The sequence below is a fragment of the Desulfomonile tiedjei DSM 6799 genome (genome assembly GCF_000266945.1).
In the GTDB taxonomy this organism is placed as follows: domain Bacteria; phylum Desulfobacterota; class Desulfomonilia; order Desulfomonilales; family Desulfomonilaceae; genus Desulfomonile; species Desulfomonile tiedjei.
In genome coordinates, this window is sequence record NC_018025.1 from 6,063,271 (window position 1) to 6,084,603 (window position 21,333).

The 21,333-nt window shown below is 52.1% G+C and carries 29 protein-coding genes; all 29 read left to right on the top strand.

The annotated features are described in order from the left end of the window. Nucleotides 1-88 precede the first annotated feature (88 nt). The 29 genes from rpoC (at nt 89) to rpmJ (ending at nt 21,303) form a co-directional block, all read left to right on the top strand. Nucleotides 89-5,020: a DNA-directed RNA polymerase subunit beta' gene (gene rpoC, locus DESTI_RS26075; RefSeq protein ID WP_014812945.1), complete on the top strand. Its 4,932-nt coding sequence runs from the start codon at nt 89-91 to the stop codon at nt 5,018-5,020. Nucleotides 5,021-5,699: 679 nt separating this feature from the next. Next, the gene (gene rpsL / locus DESTI_RS26080; protein ID WP_014812947.1) at nt 5,700-6,071 is read left to right on the top strand and encodes a 30S ribosomal protein S12; all 372 of its coding nucleotides are present in this window, start codon (nt 5,700-5,702) and stop codon (nt 6,069-6,071) included. 241 nt (nt 6,072-6,312) lie between these two features. Then, on the top strand, nt 6,313-6,783 hold the full coding sequence (gene rpsG, locus DESTI_RS26085; RefSeq protein WP_014812948.1) for a 30S ribosomal protein S7: 471 nt from the start codon (nt 6,313-6,315) through the stop codon (nt 6,781-6,783). A 23-nt stretch (nt 6,784-6,806) separates the two neighbouring features. Next, nucleotides 6,807-8,906 (top strand): elongation factor G, encoded by a 2,100-nt coding sequence (fusA, locus tag DESTI_RS26090; RefSeq protein ID WP_014812949.1) that lies wholly within the window; start codon nt 6,807-6,809, stop codon nt 8,904-8,906. After that, nucleotides 8,887-10,080, top strand: a complete 1,194-nt coding sequence (gene tuf, locus DESTI_RS26095) for an elongation factor Tu (protein ID WP_014812936.1) — start codon at nt 8,887-8,889, stop codon at nt 10,078-10,080. The genes fusA and tuf overlap by 20 nt, the downstream gene beginning before the upstream one ends. A 38-nt stretch (nt 10,081-10,118) precedes the next feature. Beyond that, a complete protein-coding gene (gene rpsJ / locus DESTI_RS26100) occupies nt 10,119-10,427 on the top strand; it encodes a 30S ribosomal protein S10 (RefSeq protein WP_041287647.1) in 309 nt (102 codons plus the stop codon). 22 nt (nt 10,428-10,449) lie between these two features. Then, nucleotides 10,450-11,049: a 50S ribosomal protein L3 gene (rplC, locus tag DESTI_RS26105; protein WP_014812951.1), complete on the top strand. Its 600-nt coding sequence runs from the start codon at nt 10,450-10,452 to the stop codon at nt 11,047-11,049. Further along, nucleotides 11,049-11,675 (top strand): 50S ribosomal protein L4, encoded by a 627-nt coding sequence (gene rplD, locus DESTI_RS26110; RefSeq protein WP_014812952.1) that lies wholly within the window; start codon nt 11,049-11,051, stop codon nt 11,673-11,675. Before rplC ends, rplD begins: the two co-directional genes overlap by 1 nt. Continuing rightward, a complete protein-coding gene (locus tag DESTI_RS26115; protein ID WP_014812953.1) occupies nt 11,675-11,965 on the top strand; it encodes a 50S ribosomal protein L23 in 291 nt (96 codons plus the stop codon). The genes rplD and DESTI_RS26115 overlap by 1 nt, the downstream gene beginning before the upstream one ends. Nucleotides 11,966-12,027: 62 nt before the next feature. Beyond that, a complete protein-coding gene (rplB, locus tag DESTI_RS26120) occupies nt 12,028-12,852 on the top strand; it encodes a 50S ribosomal protein L2 (RefSeq protein WP_014812954.1) in 825 nt (274 codons plus the stop codon). A gap of 4 nt (nt 12,853-12,856) precedes the next feature. Continuing rightward, nucleotides 12,857-13,141 (top strand): 30S ribosomal protein S19, encoded by a 285-nt coding sequence (gene rpsS, locus DESTI_RS26125; RefSeq protein WP_014812955.1) that lies wholly within the window; start codon nt 12,857-12,859, stop codon nt 13,139-13,141. Further along, complete coding sequence (rplV, locus tag DESTI_RS26130) at nt 13,141-13,473, top strand: 50S ribosomal protein L22 (RefSeq protein ID WP_014812956.1); 333 nt, start codon at nt 13,141-13,143, stop codon at nt 13,471-13,473. The genes rpsS and rplV overlap by 1 nt, the downstream gene beginning before the upstream one ends. 56 nt (nt 13,474-13,529) lie before the next feature. Beyond that, nucleotides 13,530-14,174, top strand: coding sequence for a 30S ribosomal protein S3 (gene rpsC, locus DESTI_RS26135; RefSeq protein WP_014812957.1), 645 nt, complete (start codon nt 13,530-13,532; stop codon nt 14,172-14,174). 1 nt (nt 14,175) lies between these two features. Beyond that, nucleotides 14,176-14,592: a 50S ribosomal protein L16 gene (gene rplP / locus DESTI_RS26140; RefSeq protein WP_014812958.1), complete on the top strand. Its 417-nt coding sequence runs from the start codon at nt 14,176-14,178 to the stop codon at nt 14,590-14,592. Beyond that, the gene (gene rpmC / locus DESTI_RS26145) at nt 14,589-14,783 is read left to right on the top strand and encodes a 50S ribosomal protein L29 (RefSeq protein ID WP_014812959.1); all 195 of its coding nucleotides are present in this window, start codon (nt 14,589-14,591) and stop codon (nt 14,781-14,783) included. The genes rplP and rpmC overlap by 4 nt, the downstream gene beginning before the upstream one ends. Next, complete coding sequence (rpsQ, locus tag DESTI_RS26150) at nt 14,780-15,067, top strand: 30S ribosomal protein S17 (RefSeq protein ID WP_014812960.1); 288 nt, start codon at nt 14,780-14,782, stop codon at nt 15,065-15,067. Before rpmC ends, rpsQ begins: the two co-directional genes overlap by 4 nt. Further along, entirely contained in the window at nt 15,064-15,432 is a 369-nt protein-coding gene (gene rplN / locus DESTI_RS26155; protein ID WP_014812961.1) for a 50S ribosomal protein L14, read from the top strand. Before rpsQ ends, rplN begins: the two co-directional genes overlap by 4 nt. A gap of 1 nt (nt 15,433) precedes the next feature. Beyond that, nucleotides 15,434-15,751 (top strand): 50S ribosomal protein L24, encoded by a 318-nt coding sequence (gene rplX / locus DESTI_RS26160; protein WP_014812962.1) that lies wholly within the window; start codon nt 15,434-15,436, stop codon nt 15,749-15,751. A gap of 10 nt (nt 15,752-15,761) precedes the next feature. Then, a complete protein-coding gene (gene rplE / locus DESTI_RS26165; RefSeq protein ID WP_014812963.1) occupies nt 15,762-16,304 on the top strand; it encodes a 50S ribosomal protein L5 in 543 nt (180 codons plus the stop codon). 23 nt (nt 16,305-16,327) lie between these two features. After that, nucleotides 16,328-16,513 carry a type Z 30S ribosomal protein S14 gene (locus tag DESTI_RS26170; protein WP_014812964.1) on the top strand — a complete coding sequence of 62 codons (186 nt, stop codon included), beginning with the start codon at nt 16,328-16,330 and terminating at the stop codon, nt 16,511-16,513. A gap of 12 nt (nt 16,514-16,525) precedes the next feature. After that, nucleotides 16,526-16,930: a 30S ribosomal protein S8 gene (gene rpsH / locus DESTI_RS26175; protein ID WP_014812965.1), complete on the top strand. Its 405-nt coding sequence runs from the start codon at nt 16,526-16,528 to the stop codon at nt 16,928-16,930. A gap of 25 nt (nt 16,931-16,955) precedes the next feature. Next, a complete protein-coding gene (gene rplF / locus DESTI_RS26180) occupies nt 16,956-17,495 on the top strand; it encodes a 50S ribosomal protein L6 (RefSeq protein ID WP_014812966.1) in 540 nt (179 codons plus the stop codon). A gap of 77 nt (nt 17,496-17,572) precedes the next feature. Further along, on the top strand, nt 17,573-17,941 hold the full coding sequence (rplR, locus tag DESTI_RS26185) for a 50S ribosomal protein L18 (protein WP_014812967.1): 369 nt from the start codon (nt 17,573-17,575) through the stop codon (nt 17,939-17,941). A gap of 41 nt (nt 17,942-17,982) precedes the next feature. Then, nucleotides 17,983-18,504: a 30S ribosomal protein S5 gene (rpsE, locus tag DESTI_RS26190; protein WP_272913421.1), complete on the top strand. Its 522-nt coding sequence runs from the start codon at nt 17,983-17,985 to the stop codon at nt 18,502-18,504. Beyond that, entirely contained in the window at nt 18,497-18,676 is a 180-nt protein-coding gene (rpmD, locus tag DESTI_RS26195) for a 50S ribosomal protein L30 (RefSeq protein ID WP_014812969.1), read from the top strand. Before rpsE ends, rpmD begins: the two co-directional genes overlap by 8 nt. A gap of 22 nt (nt 18,677-18,698) precedes the next feature. Continuing rightward, the gene (gene rplO, locus DESTI_RS26200) at nt 18,699-19,130 is read left to right on the top strand and encodes a 50S ribosomal protein L15 (RefSeq protein WP_014812970.1); all 432 of its coding nucleotides are present in this window, start codon (nt 18,699-18,701) and stop codon (nt 19,128-19,130) included. Nucleotides 19,131-19,188: 58 nt separating this feature from the next. Further along, entirely contained in the window at nt 19,189-20,481 is a 1,293-nt protein-coding gene (secY, locus tag DESTI_RS26205; RefSeq protein WP_014812971.1) for a preprotein translocase subunit SecY, read from the top strand. Nucleotides 20,482-20,514: 33 nt separating this feature from the next. Then, complete coding sequence (locus DESTI_RS26210; protein WP_014812972.1) at nt 20,515-21,162, top strand: adenylate kinase; 648 nt, start codon at nt 20,515-20,517, stop codon at nt 21,160-21,162. A 27-nt stretch (nt 21,163-21,189) separates the two neighbouring features. After that, nucleotides 21,190-21,303 (top strand): 50S ribosomal protein L36, encoded by a 114-nt coding sequence (gene rpmJ / locus DESTI_RS30360; RefSeq protein ID WP_014812973.1) that lies wholly within the window; start codon nt 21,190-21,192, stop codon nt 21,301-21,303. The last annotated feature ends 30 nt before the right edge of the window (nt 21,304-21,333 follow it).

Genomic DNA, 21,333 nt, shown 5'->3' on the forward strand with positions numbered 1-21,333 from the left:
CTCAAAAGTAGCCCGGCTCCCCAGGGACCCGGGCGATCCCTCGAGACCGAAGAGACATATTTCGGTCAATGCTTACCAGGAGGGAACATTGGAAGACGTATATTACAGCTTTTTTGAAAAACCGAAAGACCCGTTAAATTTCAATGCAGTCAAGATTTCTCTGGCATCGCCGGAGAAAATCAGATCCTGGTCCCACGGCGAAGTCAAGAAACCGGAGACCATTAATTATCGAACGTTCAAACCGGAACGTGACGGGCTTTTCTGTGCAAAAATATTCGGCCCTGTCAAAGATTACGAGTGCAATTGCGGAAAATACAAACGCATGAAGCACCGGGGCACTATATGCGAAAAATGCGGTGTTGAAGTAATCCAATCCAAAGTCCGCCGTGAGCGCATGGGCCATATCGAATTGGCCACTCCGGTGGCTCATATATGGTTCCTGAAAAGTCTGCCGAGCAGAATCGGCACGCTTTTGGACCTCACGCTAAAGGAAGTGGAACGGGTACTCTACTTCGAATCGTTTCTCGTAATCGATCCCGGGAAAACCGATCTGGAGCCGGGAACCCTTATCAATGAAGAAAAATACCGGCAAACCCTGGAGCAGTTCGGGACCGGTTCCTTTGAGACCCGTATGGGTGGCGAAGCGGTTCGGGATCTCCTGGAGAGACTCGACCTGGTGCAAGAGAGTATAAAGCTTCGCGAGGATATGAAAGGCTCGACCTCTGAAGCCAAGCGCAAGAAACTGGCAAAAAGACTGCGAGTGCTCGAAGCACTCAAAGGGATTGAACCGGAAGTCCTCGTGACCGAGCTGACCACACTGTATCAGGCAGCAGACCCTGAAAGTGAAATGGGCCGCTTCCTGGAAGAAATCGTACAGGCCGCTCGTGCAATCCAACTCAAATGGGAAGAGAACGACGACTGGGAAGTACGCAAGCAACTGGCCTATATCGAAATCAATAATGTTATCGACAGGCTGGTGAGATCCAGAGTAGTTCCGCCGGAGGACTTGGCCGTGTTCCGTCAGTGGCAGAACCCGGCGTGGATGATTCTCACGACTGTGCCGGTCATTCCGCCCGATCTTCGGCCGCTCGTTCCTCTGGATGGGGGCCGGTTCGCTACATCGGACCTGAACGATCTGTACAGGCGGGTCATCAACAGGAACAATCGTCTAAAACGGCTCAAAGAGCTTAATGCGCCTGAAATCATTCTCCGGAATGAGAAGCGCATGCTCCAGGAAGCGGTAGACGTGCTGTTCGATAATGGCAGACGGGGTCGCGTCATTACCGGACCCAACAAACGGCCGCTCAAGTCGCTATCTGACATGCTCAAAGGCAAGCAAGGCCGATTCCGCCAGAACCTGCTGGGAAAACGGGTAGACTATTCAGGCCGCTCCGTTATCGTCGTAGGTCCTGACCTCAGGCTGCATCAGTGCGGTTTGCCCAAGAGAATGGCATTGGAACTGTTCAAACCGTTCATCTACAACAAACTGGAGGAACGCGGGTACGTCACCACCATCAAGAGTGCAAAAAAACTGGTGGAAAAGGAGACTCCCGAAGTCTGGGACATCCTGGAAGACGTGGTGAAGGAATATCCGGTGCTCCTCAACCGTGCACCTACGCTGCACAGACTGGGCATCCAGGCTTTTGAACCGGTTCTTATCGAAGGAAAAGCGATTCAGTTGCATCCTCTGGTTTGTACCGCATTCAACGCCGACTTCGACGGTGACCAGATGGCAGTGCATATTCCCTTGTCCGTGGAAGCACAAGTTGAAGCCCGAGTGCTCATGATGAGCACCAATAACATCTTGTCACCTGCTCACGGGAAACCCATCATTGTGCCTACTCAGGACATCGTCTTGGGACTCTATTATTTGACCCGTGAGTCCGTCGATCCTGAAGTCGACACTACACCACGAGTGTTTACCGATAGCTGGGAAATTCGTGTGGCTTACGATGCAGGAGTAGTCGATCTCCATCAGAAAATCCTGCTTCGTGAAAACGGAGAAAAAATCCTGACTACGGTCGGCCGGGTGCTTCTCAGAGAAATCGTTCCTGAGGAAATCCCGTTCTCTCATTTAAATAAAGTCATGAAGAAGAAAGAGCTGGCAAACCTCATCGATGAGGCGTACCGGCGATGCGGTGACAAAAAGACCGTTATCCTTGCAGACAGGCTGAAAGACCTTGGTTACTATTACGCGACCAAAGCCGGGCTTTCCATTTGCGTTGACGATATGAAGATTCCTGAATCGAAGCGGGACATTATCAACAAGGCACGGGAAGAAGTGCTGGAAATCCAGAACCAGTACAAGGAAGGTCTCATCACCGACGGTGAACGTTACAACAAGGTCATTGATATTTGGGCTCGAGCGAACGAGGACATCTCGGAACGCATGATGAACGAGCTGAGAACTATGACCGTGGAACTCAAAGACGGCTCGGAACGCAAAGTCGAGAGTTTCAACCCCATTTATATGATGGCGGACTCCGGAGCGAGAGGTAGCACCCAGCAGATTCGCCAGCTCGCAGGTATGCGCGGTCTCATGGCAAAGCCTACCGGAGAAATCATCGAGACTCCCATCGAGGCGAATTTCCGTGAAGGCCTTTCAGTGTTGCAGTACTTTATCTCGACGCACGGCGCACGAAAAGGTCTCGCTGATACCGCGCTCAAAACGGCCAACTCCGGTTACCTTACCAGGCGACTCGTGGATGTGGCCCAGGATGCAATCATCAGTGAACCGGATTGCGGCACCCTCGATGGTATCGAAATGGCCTCTCTGGAAGAGGGCGGCGAGATCATCGAACACGTTGCAGATCGTATCCTCGGGAGAGTGGCTCTGGAGGACATCGAACACCCGTTTACCGGTGAGATCATCGTAAAGGCCAACGAAGAGATAAAAGAGGACCATAGAGAAAGAATCCAGGATGCGGGTATCGATCGAGTGAAAATCCGTTCGGTGCTCACCTGCCAGTCTCGAAGAGGAGTTTGCAGCCTGTGCTACGGCCGCGATCTCGCTCACGGAAGAATGGTCAACATCGGTGAAGCAGTGGGAATCATTGCCGCACAGTCCATTGGAGAGCCTGGAACACAGCTCACCATGCGTACGTTCCATATCGGTGGAACCGCTTCTTTGAAAAGGAATATCATTTCCGCTCGAAAAAGAGGTCGAGTCTCCTTCGAGAGGGACAAAGACAAGATAAAGGCGATCATCGTTTCCGAAGAGTTCACTCTTGATCCTTCCGAATTCGATAGATGGCTGATCGAGAACGGGCAAACCTTACGTGAGAATTCCTTCCTCTATGAGGGACCGCACCATGAGATGCATGAGGCTGAAAGCCTCGGAGGCAAGATCGAGATATCGTTGGACAGGAAATCTTTCACCGTCGTAGATGACGAAGGGAACAGGAGCAAGTTCCTGATCCCGGCGGATCACCGATTCATTGTCCGCCATGGTGAAAGAATATCGCCTAACACGTTTATCTTTGAGTCGAGTTCCGGTGGCTCTCGTATGAGTGAAGCAGAAAAACGAGGCGGTATCTTCAATTTGATTGAGGATAAGGATGGGCCCGTTCATTTCAGATTGTACGAGCGTTACCCCGTCATGGATTACATGAACGTGAAAGTCCAGGACGGTGACCGTATCGAATCAGAAGGTCAGGTCTTGCTGGAGTGGTTGGGTTCCGGTTCATCGGAGCTCTTCTCCCGCAACGAAGGACGCGTCAAGTTCATAGACTTGAAAACCGTTGTCAACCGCGATGGTGAACGCGTAGTCATGAACCGCAACGGGTATTGCGCGATTACTGATGATAAGGGACGAGAAAGAGAGCGAAACAAAGTCATCTATGGGGCGCGCCTGAGGGTTCAGGATGACGAACCAGTCAACCGTGAAACTCTTCTGGCTGAATGGGACCCCTATACGATTCCCATTATTACGGAAGTCTCGGGCCGAGTGAAATTCGGTGACGTCATCGAAGGTCTCACGATGAGCGAGCAGGTGGATGAAGTCACGGGTCTCTCTCGAAAAGTGATTGTCGAGTACAAAGATAAGGACTCGGAAGTCAGGCCTCGAGTGTCCATTAAGGACGAGCACGGCAGAACTATCAAGATCGGCGATTCTGAAGCTCGCTATCTGTTGCCGGTTGGCGCGAACATCATGGTTAAAGAAGGCGAGGAAGTACACGCAGGTGACGTTATCGCCAAAATCCCGCGTGAGACCACAAAAACAAAAGACATTACAGGTGGTCTGCCGCGAGTTGCCGAGCTGTTCGAGGCACGCAAGCCCAAAGAATTCGCGATTATTGCGGAAATCGACGGGATCGTGAGCTTCGGAAAAGATACCAAAGGCAAGCGGAAAGTCATTGTTACCCCGGAACTGGGCGAGCAGAAAGAATACCTGATTCCCAAAGGCAAGCACATTTCCGTGCACTCCGGAGATTGGGTCCAGGCAGGCGAGCCCCTCATGGAGGGTTCGACCAATCCGCATGACCTCTTGGGAATTAAAGGTGAAAAAGAGCTGGCCAAGTACCTCGTTGACGAAGTCCAGGAGGTCTACAGACTCCAGGGCGTTAAGATCAACGATAAACACATCGAAGTTATCGTTCGGCAGATGCTGCGCCGCGTGCGTGTCAAAGAAGTTGGCGATACGGACTTCCTGGTCGGCGAACAGATCGAACGACAAGTCTTCGAAGAGGAAAATAATCGAGTTATGCAAGCCGGCGGAGTACCCGCGATGGGCGAACCGCTCCTGCTCGGTATAACCAAAGCCTCTCTGTCTACAGATTCTTTTATCAGCGCTGCGAGCTTCCAGGAAACCACGAAAGTGCTCACGGAAGCGGCTATTTCAGGGAAGATCGACTACCTGCGCGGCCTGAAAGAAAACGTGATCATGGGACGGCTGATACCCGCAGGAACCGGCCTGAGCAGGTACAAAAACCTGAGGCTTCTCCATATGGACGATGAGCAGGAACGCCGTGGTAAACCCGAGAAGGCGCGGCCGGTAGTCTCCTACCAGGAGACCGCGTAGTTTTAGATTAATGTGCCGCGGGCAGCGCGCATGCGCGTCCGCGGATACCTGATATTTGAAGTCACTTGAATCAAGCGGGAGGCTTTTGTAAATGCAACTCCCGCTTGTTTTGTTCCTGACGGTCGAAGATTCGCATATGAATTCGCGACCTTATATCGGTTGTCAAAGATTCTGCCCGAATCAAAATGCCCCTTTTACGAAAGGGGGGCATAGATGCCGCCGCCTTTGACCCTCGTTTCTAAAGGGGGGCTGGGGAGCATAGGCGCTAAGTTATGGAATTTTGGGTCGTTTGTTCTGGAGGAACAACTGACAATAGGCCGGCGATTCATCGCCGGATAAGGAAAAGCTCAATGATTTTAGAGTCCCGGAGGGACGGCTGATGCGTAAAAATCCCGGCAATCAATTACCGGCTATTTTCTTTAGTCCCTGCGGGACAGAGAATTGCAGAAAAGTTAGCGCCTATGGGCCTCGGGGGATTCTTGACGGACCGGCCCTACTGAATTGAGGTCTTTTTCTTAACAATCGCTATAATGCTGATTTGACCGGCACCGGGCAGCAGAGTGGCCCGAATCCTTTGCTGGCGCATTGCCGTGAATCAAATCGGTGCGAGACAAAAAGGCTTGACAAGAAGAGGATAATTTGAACATAATGCCTGGATACTATTTGGAGGTAGTCGCGTATGCCGACAATTAATCAACTGGTCAGAAAAGGAAGAGAAAGGCCGAGAAAGAAAAGCTCAGCCCCTGCACTGACCAACTGCCCTCAGCGCAGAGGCGTGTGCGTGAGAGTGTACACAACCACTCCCAAGAAACCTAACTCTGCGTTGCGTAAGGTAGCAAGGGTCCGTCTCACGAATGGATACGAAGTCACCTCCTATATCCCCGGTATCGGTCACAACCTTCAGGAGCACTCAGTTGTCCTTATAAGAGGGGGAAGAGTTAAAGACCTTCCTGGTGTTCGCTACCATATTATTAGGGGTGCTCAAGACGCATTTGGGGTGCAGGACCGTAAGCAGGGAAGATCAAAATACGGAACAAAACGCCCGAAATAATCCCTGATTGTGTGTGGATTCGGTCAGACCGAAAGCGCTGACCAAAACCTCGGGATTACGTAAATATAACGGGTCCAGGTAAACCGCGGAGACGCGGGGTAGGTTTAGAGGGGATCGACAAGATCACCGAGCGGAAACGCCAAAGCCCCTAAACCTTTCCAACTTGGAAGCTGCCCGGTGCAGCCCGTTCTGGATATTGGAAAACGTTACTTGGCCGCCGAGCCCGGATGGAGCAGCATGCATGCCTAGAAAAGGAAAAGTTCCGAAAAGGGATATTTTGCCGGATCCAAAACATCACAGCAAACTCGTTGCGAAGTTCGTAAACGGGATTATGTGGCAAGGCAAAAAATCTGTCGCAGAGGGCATCCTCTACGACGCTTTTGAACTTATGGCCAAAAGAGCCAATGAAGATCCTCTGAAATTGTTCGAACGAGCAGTGGACAACGTTAAGCCGGTCCTGGAAGTGCGGTCTCGTCGAGTGGGCGGGAGCACGTATCAGGTGCCTGTGGAGATCAGACCCGAAAGACGTCAGGCGTTGGCTATCAGATGGATCATACAATACGCCAGAGGTCGAGGCGAAAAGAGTATGCATGAAAGACTCGCCTCGGAACTGCTGGATGCTGCGGGAAACAAAGGGAGTTCGGTCAAAAAGAAAGAGGACACCCACAAAATGGCAGAGGCCAATAAGGCGTTTGCACACTACAGGTGGTAGGTGTCCTGGAGAGACCGGATCGAATGAGCGGAGATTCACTGAACCGAACCCGAAATATCGGGATAATGGCACACATAGATGCGGGAAAGACCACAACTACGGAAAGGGTTCTCTATTACACAGGAGTTTCGCATCGTATGGGAGAAGTCCACGACGGTCAGGCTGTCATGGACTGGATGGAACAAGAACAGGAGCGAGGCATTACGATAACTTCCGCTGCAACAGTCTGTGAGTGGAAGAACCATCGTATAAACATAATCGATACTCCGGGACACGTAGATTTCACCATTGAGGTGGAACGGTCCCTTCGAGTGTTGGACGGAGCTGTCGCACTATTCTGCGCAGTAGGCGGAGTCGAACCGCAGTCGGAAACGGTCTGGAAGCAAGCAGACCGATACGGAATTCCAAGGATCGCGTTCATAAATAAAATGGACCGGTCAGGTGCAGACCATCTGAGAGTGATAGACATGTTGAAGACCAGATTGAGAACCAATCCCCTCCTTTTGCAGATCCCACTCGGGACCGAGGATCGGTTTCGGGGAGTCATCGATCTGGTCTCCATGAAGGCGCTGGTTTTCGACGATGATTCAAGGGGCATGAGAGTCATTGCCCAGGAAATACCGGCGGAATATCTGGATGACGCTCAAAACGCGAGGCAACAGCTCGTAGAGAGCGTGTGCGAATTGGACGACGAGCTGCTGGAGAGCTACCTGGAAGGCGATACTGACATCCCGGTGGACCGAATTCAGAAAACGATCCGGAAAGGTACGCTCGACCTCAAAATTACCCCCGTGCTTTTGGGCGCAGCATTCAAGAACAAGGGGATTCAACAGCTTCTCGACGCTGTTGTGGAATTCCTCCCGTCTCCGATGGATGTCCCTCCGGTAGAAGGAAAGGACGCCCAGGGACAATCCCTGTCACGTGAGGTGGAAGGTCCTTTCTCAGCTCTCGCATTCAAGATTATGAACGATCCGTACACGGGGAATCTGACGTTCCTGAGGGTTTACTCCGGAAAAGTGACCGCCGGTTCCTCGGTGTTCAACGTGAATGCCGATAAGAAGGAACGCATCGGCCGCATTGTGCAAATGCATGCCAATCAACGTGAAGAGATCAAAGAAGCCCGTGCAGGAGACATCGTTGCAGCGGTCGGTCTGAAGTACACCAAGACGGGTGACACACTCTCGGATGAAAATGCTCCGTTGCTTTTGGAGTCTATGGAATTTCCCGAGCCGGTTATCTCCATAGCACTTGAACCGAAGTCCAGAGACGAAACGGACAAACTGTCCCGTGCCCTTAGTCGACTTCTCAGGGAAGATCCTTCTTTGAAAGTGAAGATCGACAAAGAAACCGGCCAGACCATTCTATCGGGCATGGGCGAGCTTCACCTCGAAATAGTTGTAGATCGGTTATTGAGAGAGTTTCAGGTAGAAGCTAATGTGGGTGAGCCTCAGGTGGCGTTTCGAGAGACCCTCACCAAACCGGTTATCGTGAATTATCGGCACGTGAAACAGACCGGTGGAAAAGGGCAGTTCGCAGAGGTTACCCTGGAAGTCGAACCGATCAAAGAAGGTTCAGGCTTCGAATTTGTCGACAAAATTACAGGCGGAGTCATACCGAAAGAATTTATCAAACCCGTTGAAGAGGGTGTGCGAACTGCAATGGAAACAGGGATCCTGGCTGGCTACCCTGTCGTAGATCTGAAGGTGACCCTCACCGACGGCAAATTTCATGAGGTAGATTCTTCGGAAATGGCCTTCAAGATGGCCGGGATTATGGCGTTCAGGCAAGCTAGTGAGCGGGGCCGAAGCATTCTTCTCGAACCGATTATGGATGTGGAAGTGGTTACACCGGGGGAATTTCTGGGCGACGTCCTTGGAAACCTCACCGCGAGGCGGGGGAAGATCCTGGGAATGGAAAGCCGCTCGGGAATCCAGACCGTTGGTGTAAGAGTTCCGCTGGCCCGCATGTTCGGATACGCAACGGACCTGAGGAGTCTCACACAAGGCCGGGCCACATTTACAATGCGATTTTCTCATTATGAACCTGCGCCACAGTCCGTCATGGAGAAGGTGGTCGCCGAGTTTAAGCAATCTGGAGGAGCCCATGGGCAAGGCGAAATTTGAGCGAACGAAGCCACACGTAAACGTTGGAACGATAGGACACATCGACCACGGCAAGACCACGCTAACAGCGGCAATCACGCGGGTGCTAGCGAAGAAGGGTCTGGCTTCGTACATACCGTTCGAGGAGATAGACAAGGCTCCTGAAGAGAAGGAGCGCGGGATAACGATAGCGACTGCACACGTGGAGTATCAGACGGACAAGCGCCACTATGCACACGTGGACTGCCCCGGCCACGCAGACTATATCAAGAACATGATAACCGGAGCCGCTCAGATGGACGGAGCGATCCTGGTTGTTGGAGCCAATGACGGTCCAATGCCCCAGACACGAGAGCACATCCTTTTGGCCCGTCAGGTCGGCGTTCCCTATATAGTAGTGTTTTTGAACAAGGTAGACATGGTAGACGATCCGGAGCTGATCGAGCTGGTAGAGCTTGAGCTCCGCGAGCTTCTGACTTCGTACGAATTCCCCGGTGACGATATTCCGATCATCCGTGGAAGCGCTTTGAAGGCCCTTGAGGCCGGCGATCCGAAGCATCCGGATGCTCAGTGCATCATCGAGCTTATGAATGCGGTTGACGAGTATGTGCCTGTACCGATTCGCGAGACTGAGAAACCGTTCCTTATGCCTGTCGAGGACGTGTTCAGCATCTCCGGACGTGGAACGGTGGTGACGGGTCGAGTGGAGCGAGGCCGGGTAAAGGTGAACGAAGAAGTAGAGATCGTGGGTATTCGCGACACCCGCAAGACAGTGTGCACGGGCGTGGAAATGTTCCGTAAGGTGCTGGATGTGGGCGAGGCCGGTGACAATGTAGGCTTGCTGCTTCGTGGCATCAAACGCGACGACGTGGAACGCGGCCAGGTTGTTGCCCATCCGGGAACGATCACTCCCCACACCCACTTCAAGGCAGAGACCTATATTCTGGCTAAAGAGGAAGGTGGACGCCACACTCCGTTTTTCAACGGTTATCGGCCTCAGTTTTACTTCCGTACCACAGACGTTACCGGCGTGATCACGCTTCCGGAAGGCGTAGAGATGGTAATGCCCGGTGACAACGTATCCCTGGAAGGCAAACTGATCACTCCCATAGCAATGGAAAAAGAACTCCGCTTCGCCATCCGGGAAGGCGGCCGAACCGTCGGTGCAGGAGTTATCTCGGAAATTATCGAGTAGCAGCCTGAAGTTGACTGCGAGGTTTTATACCCATGGATATGCAAGCCCTCAAGATACGGATCAGGTTAAAGGCGTACGATCACAAGCTGCTGGATCAATCGGCTGCTGAGATAGTCGACACTGCATGGAGAACCGGAGCAAAAGTGGCCGGCCCGATACCTCTTCCTACAAGGATTCATAAATACACGGTTCTTCGATCTCCGCACATTGACAAGAAGTCTCGAGAGCAATTCGAGATTCGTGTTCACAAGCGGCTGCTGGACATCCTTGAACCGACCCAACAAACGCTGGATGCCCTGATGAAGCTGGATCTCTCTCCCGGAGTGGATGTGGAGATAAAGGCTTAGACGGCACGTCGAGGAGACGGACATGGTTAACGGAATGATTGGAAAAAAACTGGGTATGGTCCAGGTCTTTGACGAGTCGGGTCAGGCAATCGGAGTCACCGTCGTGGAGGCGGGCCCCTGCACTGTAATCCAGAAGAAAGAGAACTCCAAGGTTCAGCTCGGATTCGGCTCCGTGAAGGAAAGCAGGATGAATAAGCCGGACCTGGGGCAGTTCAAGAAAGCCGGGACCGCTCCGTTCAGAATTATCAAGGAATTCTCCGCTGAAGATTCCATTGAAGTCGGGCAGGAAGTACGAGCCGATATATTCACTCCCGGTGATTTAGTCAAAGTGGTCGGGATGAGCAAAGGAAAAGGTTTCGCGGGCGTTATGAAACGCTGGAACTTTGGCGGTGGACGCGAGACTCACGGCTCCCGGTCTCACAGGATTCCCGGATCCGTCGGTCAGTGTGCATGGCCCTCCCGCGTGTTCAAAGGAAAAAGGCTTCCCGGAAGGCTTGGCGGGGCCAAAGTCACTGCTCCGAGCGTAAGAGTTTTGGAAGTCAGGCCTGACGAAAACCTGATCTTTCTCAAAGGCCCGGTACCCGGAGCCAAAGGGACGATCGTATATATAAGGAAACGCTAATGGCCTCGGTAGACGTTATCAACCAAAAAGGCGTAAAGGTCGACACTATCGAACTGGATGACCGCATATTCAATGTGGAGTCCCGCGATCAGCTCGTGCAGCAGGTGGTGGTCTGGCAGCAGGCCAAACGCCGCTGCGGTACTGCGGCTACAAAAACCCGTGGGCAAATCTCGGGTGGCGGCAAGAAGCCCTGGCGGCAAAAAGGTACCGGTCGTGCACGGGCAGGCACCAATCGTTCTCCCGTGTGGGTTGGTGGTGGAACGGTATTCGGTCCCCATCCCCGTTCGTACGCCTTTTCACTCCCAAAGAAGGTGAGAAAAGAGGCTTTGCGGTCCGTCCTGAGCTCGAGACTCAGAGACAACAACCTCTTTGTAGTTGATAAGATCGAACTGGAATCGCCGAAGACCAAGCTCTTCCTTGAGACCGTAAAGGCCATGGGGCTTGATACTGGAAAAACGCTGTTCGTAACCTCCGAAAAGGATGAAACACTGTCGAGGTCTTCTCGTAATCTTTATCATGTCATGATCTTGCCGACAGAAGGGCTCAACGTGTACGACTTGCTCAGGTACGACAGGCTGGTATTACTCCAGGACGCGGTGCCCAAAATCCATGAGAGGTTGGGATAATGCTGGAAGAATACGCAATCATTCGCAGGCCGATCATTACCGAGAAGGGCTCCGGACTTAAAGACGACAACAATCAACTGATCTTTGAAGTGCATCCCGGCTCGAACAAGTCGGAGATCAAGAAAGCAGTTGAAAAGCTGTTCAAAGTGACGGTGCTTTCGGTTCGCACGCAGAACCGACTCGGAAAACGCAAGAGACTCGGCCGTACGGTCGGCAGACGTAAGCACTGGAAAAAAGCCATAGTGACTCTAAAAGAGGGAGACCGCGTAGAGTTCTTTGAAGGTGTTTAAGATCGGGCACGCAACCATAAGGCGCTCACTCGATCGAGAAAAGAATTGAGGACTGGATCAAAATGGCCATCAAGAAATATAAGCCGACATCTCCGGGAATCAGATTCCAGACCGGGTTCAGTTTCGACGAGATCACTACGGACGAACCCCAGAAGTCACTGACCACGGGAGCGAGAAAAAAGGGCGGCCGAAACAATTACGGAAGGCTGACTGCACGGCATCGCGGCGGCGGTCACAAAAGACGATTTCGCATCATTGATTTTCGCAGGGACAAGGTAGATGTTCCCGGTAAAGTCGTGAGTGTGGAATACGACCCGAATCGGAGTGCCCGAATTGCCCTGATAAGTTACCTTGACGGCGAAAAAGCCTATATTCTCTGGCCTGACGGCCTGAAGGTGGGCGAAACCATTCTTGCAGGCGATCGCGTCGACATTCGACCTGGAAACTGTATGCCGCTCAAGAATATTCCTTTGGGGACGATGGTCCACAATGTGGAAATGAAGATCGGCAAAGGCGGACAGATTATTCGATCCGCGGGGACTTACGGGCAGCTCATGGCCAAAGATCAAGGGTATGTCCAGTTAAAACTTCCCTCAGGTGAAGTCCGGTCGATCATCGATCGTTGCAGAGCGACAATCGGGCAGGTCGGCAACCTGGATCACGAGAACATCTCCCTCGGAAAGGCGGGCCGTACCCGCAGACTTGGAAGAAGACCCAAGGTTCGAGGCGTCGTCATGAACCCTGTGGATCATCCGCACGGCGGCGGTGAGGGTAGAACATCCGGCGGTCGGCATCCCGTTACGCCCTGGGGTGTGCCTACTAAAGGGTACAAGACTCGAAAAAGACAAAAAGACTCTGACAAATACATAGTCAAGCGAAGGAAGTAGTTCAATGCCCCGTTCGGTGCACAAAGGTCCATTTGTGGACGATCACGTGTTGAGAAAAGTGATGCAGGCAAAGGACACGGGTTCACGCAAAGTGATCCAGACCTGGTCCCGGCGCTCGACCATTATTCCCGATATGGTGGGCCTCACCTTTGCGGTGCATAACGGCAAGAAATTCATCCCGGTTTTCGTCACCGAGAATATGGTCGGGCATAAGCTCGGGGAGTTCTCTCCCAGCCGCACCTTCCACGGCCATGCGGGAGACAGGAAGGCCAAGAAGGGGAGAAAATAATGGAATGGGTGTCAACTCACAAGTATGCTCGGATCTCGGCACGTAAAGCCAGGCTTGTGGCTGACCTCGTCCGCGGAATGCCCGTCAGCAAAGCTATGAGTCTGCTTCGGTTCACTCCAAAGAAAGGCGCCGAACTGATCCTGAAGGTGGTTCAGTCCGCGTTGGGCAATGCAACCCAGTCCAGGGGCGTAGACGAGGAAAGTCTGTACATCAGCAGGATTATGATAGATGAAGGCCCCACTGCAAAGCGATGGATACCGAGAGCCATGGGGCGAGCCACTCGAGTGAGAAAAAGAACCAGCCACATCGTCGTGGCCGTTAGTGAAGAATAAAACACATTGGAAGCTCTCACGGAGCTTTCGGATTTCCAACCCTCAGGAGGGTAGACTTGGGACAGAAAGTACATCCCCAGGGATTCCGTTTAGGCGTGATCCGGACTTGGGACTCGCGATGGTACTCACAGAGAGATTACGGTAATTTTCTCATTGAGGATCTCAAGCTTCGGGATTTCGTCAAAAGGCGTCTTTCACAAGCCAGCATCTCGAGAATCGAAATCGAGAGAGCAGCCGGAAAGATTCGCATCATCATTCACACGGCTCGACCCGGAATCGTTATCGGTCCCAAGGGGAGCGAAATCGAAAAGCTCCGCAGGGAGATCCTGAAACTTACGGATAAAGAAGTTATTGTCGACATCAAAGAAATCCGTAAGCCCGAAATCGATGCGCAATTGGTCGCAGAAAACGTTGCTCAGCAGTTGGAAAGACGAATAGCCTTCAGGCGGGCAATGAAGAAATCCGTGACCAGTGCCTTGAAATCGGGAGCAAAAGGCATTCGAATTGCCACTGCGGGCCGTCTGGGTGGCGCGGAGATGGCAAGACGGGAATGGTACAGAGAGGGCCGAGTACCTCTCCAAACGTTAAGAGCTGATATCGATTATGGATTCGCCCAAGCATCCACCACGTACGGGGTTATCGGCGTAAAAGTCTGGATATTCAAGGGTGAGTTGATAAAGAGCACGCAAGCGGAGAGATAAAATGCTCGCGCCTAAGAAAGTCAAGTACAGAAAACGGCAAAAAGGCCGTCTGAATGGAACGCCAAGCAAGGGAACACACGTTTCCTTCGGGGAGTTCGGCTTAATGGCCCTGGTCCCCGGTTGGATAACGGCTCGGCAGATCGAAGCGGCTCGTATTGCCATGACCCGCCATGTGAAAAGAGGCGGTAAGATCTGGATCCGTTTGTTTCCCGATAAGCCCATTACGAAGAAGCCTGCAGAAACTCGTATGGGTAAGGGTAAAGGCGCCCCTGAAGAGTGGGTGGCCGTCGTCAAACCGGGAAAAGTGATGTACGAGATGGAAGGCGTTCCTGAGGAAGTCGCCCGTGAAGCCTTCCGGCTTGCAGCGAGAAAGCTGCCTCTTAAAACTCGGTTCGTCACACGTGAGGAGCTGGTATGAAACCTCGTGAACTCAGAGATCTTTCAGTGGAAGAATTGGCCGCAAAGGAGAAAGAGTTCTTGAATGAGGAATTCCAACTCCGTTTCAAACATGCAACCGGTCAACTGGATAAAACCGCTCGTCTGAGGAAACTCCGCAGGGAAATTGCCCGAGTGAAGACCATCATAAGAGAAAAGGAGGCGTCTCAATGACGAACTCCTCGGATAACAGAAAGCAGCGCAAGGTTCGAACCGGCGTAGTGATCAGCAACAAAATGGATAAGACCGTAGTCGTGGAGATCAGCCGAACCGTTCTTCATCCTATCTACAAGAAATTCGTTCGTCGCAGGAAACGTTTTATGGTCCACGACGAAGACAATCGTTGCCGTGTCGGCGATGAGGTAATGATTGTAGAAACGAAGCCGCTCAGCCGTCACAAGAACTGGCGCGTCCGTAAGATTTTGAAGGAAGCGGCGCTTCCTGGAGGTGTGTTGTGATTCAACAGCAGACACGTATGGACGTTGCCGACAATTCTGGTGCGAAGGAACTCTTTTGCATCAAGATTTTGGGCGGGACGCGACGGAAGTATGCGAGCGTGGGCGACGTCGTCATAGTGAGTGTCAAAGAGGCCATACCTAACTCCAAGGTAAAAAAGGGAGAGGTCCACAAAGCGGTGGTGGTCAGAACACGTCGCTCGGTCCGAAGGCCTGACGGGTCGTACATCCGATTCGATGACAACTCCGCTGTGCTGATAAACAATCAGATGGAACCCATAGGTACCCGTATATTCGGACCGGTGGCCCGGGAACTGAGGGCCAAGAAGTTCATGAAGATCGTGTCCTTGGCGCCGGAGGTCCTGTAACATGGGTAATATAAAGAAGAACGACAAGGTTAAAGTCATATCGGGCAAAGAAAAGGGTAGACAGGGGAAAATCCTCAAAGTCCTTGGCGAAAAGGATGCCGCTCTTGTGGAACGGCTGAATTTAGTAAAGCGTCACACCAAAGCTGGTAGAGCCGGTCAACAGGGCGGGATTGTGGAAAAGGAAGCTCCCATCAAACTGTCAAAGCTCATGCTGGTGTGCCCGAAATGTTCCAAACCCACCCGAACCGGTTCCCGAGTCCTGGATGACGGCAAAAGGGTCCGGTACTGCAAGAAATGTTCGGAACAGTTAGAGAGCTAGAGGAAAAGTTATGGCGTCGCGGCTCAAGGAATACTATCAACAGAACATAGTCCCGGCCTTGATGGAGAAATTCAAATACTCCAATCCCATGCAGGTGCCCGTACTGAAGAAAGTTGTCGTCAATATGGGACTGGGCGAGGCAATCCAGAATCCGAAAATCCTGGACAGCGCTCAGCAGGAAATGGCAGTGATCACAGGTCAGTGGCCGGTTTTGCGGAAAGCCAGAAAATCCATTGCATCTTTCAAGCTGCGGGAAGGCATGACCATCGGGTGCAAAGTGACCCTCAGGCGTGATACGATGTTCTTTTTTCTGGATAAACTGATTAACGTGGCTCTGCCCAGAGTGAGGGACTTCCGTGGCGTGAACCCCAAAGGATTTGACGGCAGGGGTAACTTTTCCATGGGCATAAAAGAGCAGATCATTTTCCCGGAGATCAACTACGACAAAATCGAGAAGATTCGCGGTATGAACATTACCATCGTGACCACCGCGAATACCGATGAAGAGGCACGGGAATTGCTGACTAACCTGGGTATACCCTTTAGAAAGTAGAAAACAGCCTCCAAGGAGGAATCGTGGCCAAAATATCTATGATGGTGAAGGCGGCAAGGCCCCAAAAATTCGAGGTGAGACAGTACAATCGGTGCCACATCTGTGGAAGACCTCGTGCATATTACCGGAAATTTCATCTGTGCCGCATATGTCTGAGAAATGAGGCTCTTAAGGGCAACATCCCGGGCATGGTCAAATCGAGCTGGTAGGAGACTGCTGAGATGAGCATGACTGACCCCATAGCGGACATGTTGACGCGTATTCGCAACGCGAAGCAGGCACGCAAAGAACAGGTGACGATCCCTGCCTCCGACCTCAAGATCGGGATAGCCCAGATTATGAAGGAAGAGGGATACGTAAAGAAATACAAGGTGATTCGTTCCACAAAGAACAAACAGGGCGTCCTGAAAGTGACCCTTCGGTTCGACGACGAAACACAGTGCGTAATCGAAGGACTCCAGAGAGTGTCCCGTCCCGGCCGCCGCGTGTACGTAGGCCATGAACATGGTATCAAAAGCCATGGCGGGGTGGGTATTCTCATTCTCTCGACGTCTCAGGGAGTTATGACCGACAAGGAGGCGCGCCGCCGCCGAATTGGAGGCGAGGTGCTTTGCAGCATCTGGTAACGGAATTGATTGAGGAGCTTGAGACATGTCCAGAATAGGCAAGGCCCCGATACCCATTCCTGAAAAGGTGAAGGTTACACTGACACCCCCGAACATCAGCGTTGAAGGGCCGAAAGGGGCGCTTAACTTGTCCTTTTCAGACCTGGTAACCGTAGACCTCCAGGACTCGTTCATCAAAGTGTCCGCTGCGTCGGATCATCGCAAGTCACGAGCTATGCACGGTCTGATGCGGACACTCATTAATAACATGGTCGTCGGAGTTACCGCGGGGTTTACGAAATCCCTCGAAATTCAAGGCGTCGGTTATCGCGCTGAAACAGACAAGCAGACGCTTACCCTGAATGTGGGGTATTCCAATCCGGTGGTGGTCCCCATACCGGAAGGTCTCACTATAGAGGTCGAAAAGAATACGATTATCCACGTCCGGGGAATAGACAAACAGCAGGTCGGTGAAATGGCCGCTCGGATTCGGCGTGTGAGGAAGCCCGAGCCTTACAGAGGCAAAGGTATTCGGTATCTCGGGGAGCAGGTGAGACGTAAGGTCGGCAAGGCCGGAGGCAAGTAGCGCATCCTTGAATCAAGGAAACGCCCTGGTAACTGTCGACGCAAAAAAACTGCTCCAGGCGTGGAAGAGGAACCAAGATGAGTAGTATCACGGACAAAGTGGAATCGAGAAAAAAACGAACCAGCCGAATCCGTCATAAATTAGCGGATAATCGAGACCGGCACCGATTAACTGTTTTTCGGTCAAACAAGAATATATTCGCTCAGATTATAGACGACAGAAAGGGAGTGACCCTGGTCCAGGCCTCGACATTGGATAAAGGATTCCGGAGAAAAGCGGGCGATCCTTTTAACAAAGACACTGCACGTGAAGTCGGACGCAGACTTGCGGCTCGAGCCATAGAAGCCAATGTCACAAAAGTGGTCTTCGACAGAGGTCCGTACCTTTATCACGGGAAAGTCAGAGCTTTGGCCGACGGAGCCCGTGAAGGCGGATTGGTTTTCTAGACTTCAAGAAGGAGGATTAGCTGTTGCTCAACAGATCGGATGTGGCAGCTGAAGGAGAATTGAAAGATCGCGTTGTTCACCTGAGCAGGGTCGCGAAGGTCGTGAAAGGTGGACGCAGATTTTCATTTAGTGCTGTTGTCGTCGTGGGAGACGGCCAGGGACGAGTCGGGTACGGACTCGGAAAAGCAAACGAAGTCCCGGAAGCCATCCGTAAGGGAGTGGAACGAGCCAAATCCTCCCTGGTGGAAATCCCCATTGTGAACGGCACGGTTCCCCACGAAATTACCGGAGAGTATGGCGCAGCAAAAGTTCTCCTCAAGCCGGCCGGTTCCGGAACCGGAGTCATCGCCGGCGGCGCTGTTCGTGCAGTCATGGAAGCTGCAGGCATTCGCGACATCCTCACCAAATGTATTGGCACAAACAATCCGCATAATGTGGTGAAAGCGACATTTGAAGGCCTGAAAGGACTGCGGACCCAACAGCAGATTGCGAGAAAACTCGGAAAACTGGGGCCGAGCGAAGAAGAGTCCGATAAGGGAGAGGAGCTGGTTCCCAATGCTTAAGGTGACGCTTATACGAAGCAAGATAAAAAGCACGGAAAAACAGCTGGCCACAGTACGAGGTTTAGGGCTAAGGAAAGTCAATCAGAGCCGGGTGCTCCAGGATACAGCCGCAATCAGAGGCATGATTGACAAAGTGAGCCATCTGGTGCAAGTCGAAGAGGTTGCGGAATAGTTCCGCTCCAAACGGAGAAGATATGGATCTGTCAAATCTCAAAGGACCTAAGAAGCAAAAGCGCAAGAGAGTTGGGCGTGGAGAAGCTTCCGGCCTGGGAAAGACCAGCGGAAAAGGTCATAAAGGTCAGAAGGCCCGTTCAGGCGGCGGAGTGTCACCCGGTTTTGAAGGTGGACAGATGCCTCTCCAGCGGCGGCTGCCCAAGAAAGGCTTCACGAATATATTCAAGATCCACTACAACATAGTGAATCTGAAGGATCTCGTCCAGTTTGAGTCGGGTGCGGTCATCACTCCGGATTCCTTAAGAGAAAAAGGAATCGTGAAACGGAGTGGACCGATAAAATTGCTTTCACAGGGTGATGTGTCCGCTGCGTTCACGATCATGTTGGATCGGACGAGTACGGCAGCCAGAAAGAAAATCGAAGCCGCCGGCGGTAAAGTGGAAATCGCATGATGGTCAGTGTCCGGTCTGTTGACGAACCAAACAGGCCATTTACGAGGAGATTCCCGTAGTGATTGGCTCTATCGGCAATATAGCGAAAATACCGGAACTTAAGCGCAGGGTTATTTTTACGCTTCTGATGCTTTTCGTCTATCGTCTGGGAGTTCACATTCCGGTCCCGGGGATTAATACCGCCGCGCTGAGGGATTTTTTCGGAAAATATTCGCAGACACTGTTCGGGGTTATCGACATGTTCACCGGCGGCGCCATGGAGAACTTCTCCGTGTTTTCGCTGGGAATCATGCCTTATATTTCTGCTTCTATCATACTCCAGCTCCTTACGGTGGTTGTGCCCCATTTGGAGAGACTCTCCAAAGAGGGCGAAGCGGGTAGAAAGAAGATCACCCAGTACACCCGGTACGGAACTGTGGTGCTGGCTTTGATACAGGGATTGGGCATAAGTGTAGGCCTGGCCAAGAGCGAGGGCATGGTCTACATGTCCCCAACTGCCTTTGTCTTGCTCTCCATGATCACTCTCGCTGCAGGCACGGCGTTCATCATGTGGCTCGGTGAGCAGATGACTGAGCGGGGTATCGGTAACGGGATATCATTGATCATTTTCGCCGGTATTGTGGCCAGGATGCCTTCAGCTCTGGGACACACCGTTCAGCTCGTGCAGACGGGCGATATCGGTTTCCTCGTGCTACTGCTGCTCCTGGTGATCATGATAGCGGTGATCGGCATAATCGTGTTTGTGGAACGCGGGCAGCGCAGGATTCCCGTGCAGTATGCAAAACGGGTGGTGGGCCGGCGCGTGTATGGGGGGCAAAGCACTCACCTGCCTCTCAAGGTGAACACTGCCGGAGTTATTCCTCCGATTTTTGCATCTTCACTCATTATCTTCCCTGCCACGATTGCTCAGTTTCTGAATGTCCCGATTCTCACGTCCATCACGAGCTATCTGAGGCCCGGAAGCTTTCTGTATGAGACGATCTTTGTGGCCCTGATCATATTCTTCTGCTACTTCTACACGGCGGTTACGTTCAATCCCGTTGATGTTGCAGAAAACATGAAGAAATACGGTGGTTATATTCCGGGAATACGACCCGGGAAAAAAACCGCTCAGTACATAGACAAGGTGTTGACGAGAATCACGTTCGGGGGAGCGATCTATGTTTCAGTAGTGTGCGTTCTTCCGTCGATCCTCATATCGCGTTTTAACGCGCCCTTTTACTTCGGAGGAACCTCGCTCCTGATTGTTGTGGGTGTCGCTCTGGACACGTTGACTCAAATCGAGTCCCACATGATCCAGCGGCATTATGAAGGTTTCATCCGTTCGGGCCGGATTAAGGGACGGCGGTAATACCGCATCCCTATACTAAATAAGGAAGGTACCATGAGAATCGTTTTGTTGGGTGGACCAGGTTCGGGTAAGGGCACGCAGGCGAAGAAACTCACAGATACGCTCGGCGTCCCGCAGATTTCAACAGGCGACATCTTCAGAGCCGCGGTAAAAGAGGGCACCCCCATGGGCCTGAAAGCGAAAGGCTACATGGAGCAAGGCGAGCTGGTTCCTGACGACGTGGTCATTGGAGTCGTGGAAGAACGACTCACCAAACCCGATCTGGACAAAGGTTATATGCTTGACGGTTTTCCTCGTACCGTAGGCCAGGCAGAAGCACTGGACAAAATTCTTGCCGGCCAGTCAAAAGGTATAGATCACGTTGTGCTCGTGGATGTTCCTGATGAGGAGCTCGTGAAAAGATTATCGGGTCGTCGCACCTGCAAGAATTCGGAATGCGGCAGAATGTATCACGTCATGTTCAATCCCCCGAAGAAAGAGGGAATCTGTGATGCGTGCGGTTCCGAGCTGTATCAGCGGGCGGATGACAGCGAAGCGACCATAAGAGAGAGACTGGGAGTGTACAATTCTCAGACCGCGCCTCTTATCGATTACTACGATCGAAAAGGGTTGCTCAGAAAAGTCGAAGGCGTAGGCCCCATCGACGAGATCTTTGCCTCCATTCAGAAGGTCTTGAAGTAGGGACCCGTCCCGGGAAGAGGAGGGCCCATGAAAGTACGGGCATCAGTTAAGAGAATTTGTGATAAGTGTAAAATCATTAAACGAAAAGGCACCGTTCGGGTGATCTGCGAGAACCCGAAGCATAAGCAACGCCAGGGATAACCTTGGTAGGATTCGTCTTTTCGCCAGGAG

Bases quoted from the DNA above. Each gene is read 5' to 3' on its own strand.
- rpsL (WP_014812947.1), top strand. From the start codon at position 5,700: ATGCCGACAATTAATCAACTGGTCAGAAAAGGAAGAGAAAGGCCGAGA.
- rpsG (WP_014812948.1), top strand. From the start codon at position 6,313: ATGCCTAGAAAAGGAAAAGTTCCGAAAAGGGATATTTTGCCGGATCCA.
- fusA (WP_014812949.1), top strand. From the start codon at position 6,807: ATGAGCGGAGATTCACTGAACCGAACCCGAAATATCGGGATAATGGCA.
- tuf (WP_014812936.1), top strand. From the start codon at position 8,887: ATGGGCAAGGCGAAATTTGAGCGAACGAAGCCACACGTAAACGTTGGA.
- rpsJ (WP_041287647.1), top strand. From the start codon at position 10,119: ATGCAAGCCCTCAAGATACGGATCAGGTTAAAGGCGTACGATCACAAG.
- rplC (WP_014812951.1), top strand. From the start codon at position 10,450: ATGGTTAACGGAATGATTGGAAAAAAACTGGGTATGGTCCAGGTCTTT.
- rplD (WP_014812952.1), top strand. From the start codon at position 11,049: ATGGCCTCGGTAGACGTTATCAACCAAAAAGGCGTAAAGGTCGACACT.
- DESTI_RS26115 (WP_014812953.1), top strand. From the start codon at position 11,675: ATGCTGGAAGAATACGCAATCATTCGCAGGCCGATCATTACCGAGAAG.
- rplB (WP_014812954.1), top strand. From the start codon at position 12,028: ATGGCCATCAAGAAATATAAGCCGACATCTCCGGGAATCAGATTCCAG.
- rpsS (WP_014812955.1), top strand. From the start codon at position 12,857: ATGCCCCGTTCGGTGCACAAAGGTCCATTTGTGGACGATCACGTGTTG.
- rplV (WP_014812956.1), top strand. From the start codon at position 13,141: ATGGAATGGGTGTCAACTCACAAGTATGCTCGGATCTCGGCACGTAAA.
- rplP (WP_014812958.1), top strand. From the start codon at position 14,176: ATGCTCGCGCCTAAGAAAGTCAAGTACAGAAAACGGCAAAAAGGCCGT.
- rpmC (WP_014812959.1), top strand. From the start codon at position 14,589: ATGAAACCTCGTGAACTCAGAGATCTTTCAGTGGAAGAATTGGCCGCA.
- rpsQ (WP_014812960.1), top strand. From the start codon at position 14,780: ATGACGAACTCCTCGGATAACAGAAAGCAGCGCAAGGTTCGAACCGGC.
- rplX (WP_014812962.1), top strand. From the start codon at position 15,434: ATGGGTAATATAAAGAAGAACGACAAGGTTAAAGTCATATCGGGCAAA.
- rplE (WP_014812963.1), top strand. From the start codon at position 15,762: ATGGCGTCGCGGCTCAAGGAATACTATCAACAGAACATAGTCCCGGCC.
- rpsH (WP_014812965.1), top strand. From the start codon at position 16,526: ATGAGCATGACTGACCCCATAGCGGACATGTTGACGCGTATTCGCAAC.
- rplF (WP_014812966.1), top strand. From the start codon at position 16,956: ATGTCCAGAATAGGCAAGGCCCCGATACCCATTCCTGAAAAGGTGAAG.
- rplR (WP_014812967.1), top strand. From the start codon at position 17,573: ATGAGTAGTATCACGGACAAAGTGGAATCGAGAAAAAAACGAACCAGC.
- rpmD (WP_014812969.1), top strand. From the start codon at position 18,497: ATGCTTAAGGTGACGCTTATACGAAGCAAGATAAAAAGCACGGAAAAA.
- rplO (WP_014812970.1), top strand. From the start codon at position 18,699: ATGGATCTGTCAAATCTCAAAGGACCTAAGAAGCAAAAGCGCAAGAGA.
- DESTI_RS26210 (WP_014812972.1), top strand. From the start codon at position 20,515: ATGAGAATCGTTTTGTTGGGTGGACCAGGTTCGGGTAAGGGCACGCAG.
- rpmJ (WP_014812973.1), top strand. From the start codon at position 21,190: ATGAAAGTACGGGCATCAGTTAAGAGAATTTGTGATAAGTGTAAAATC.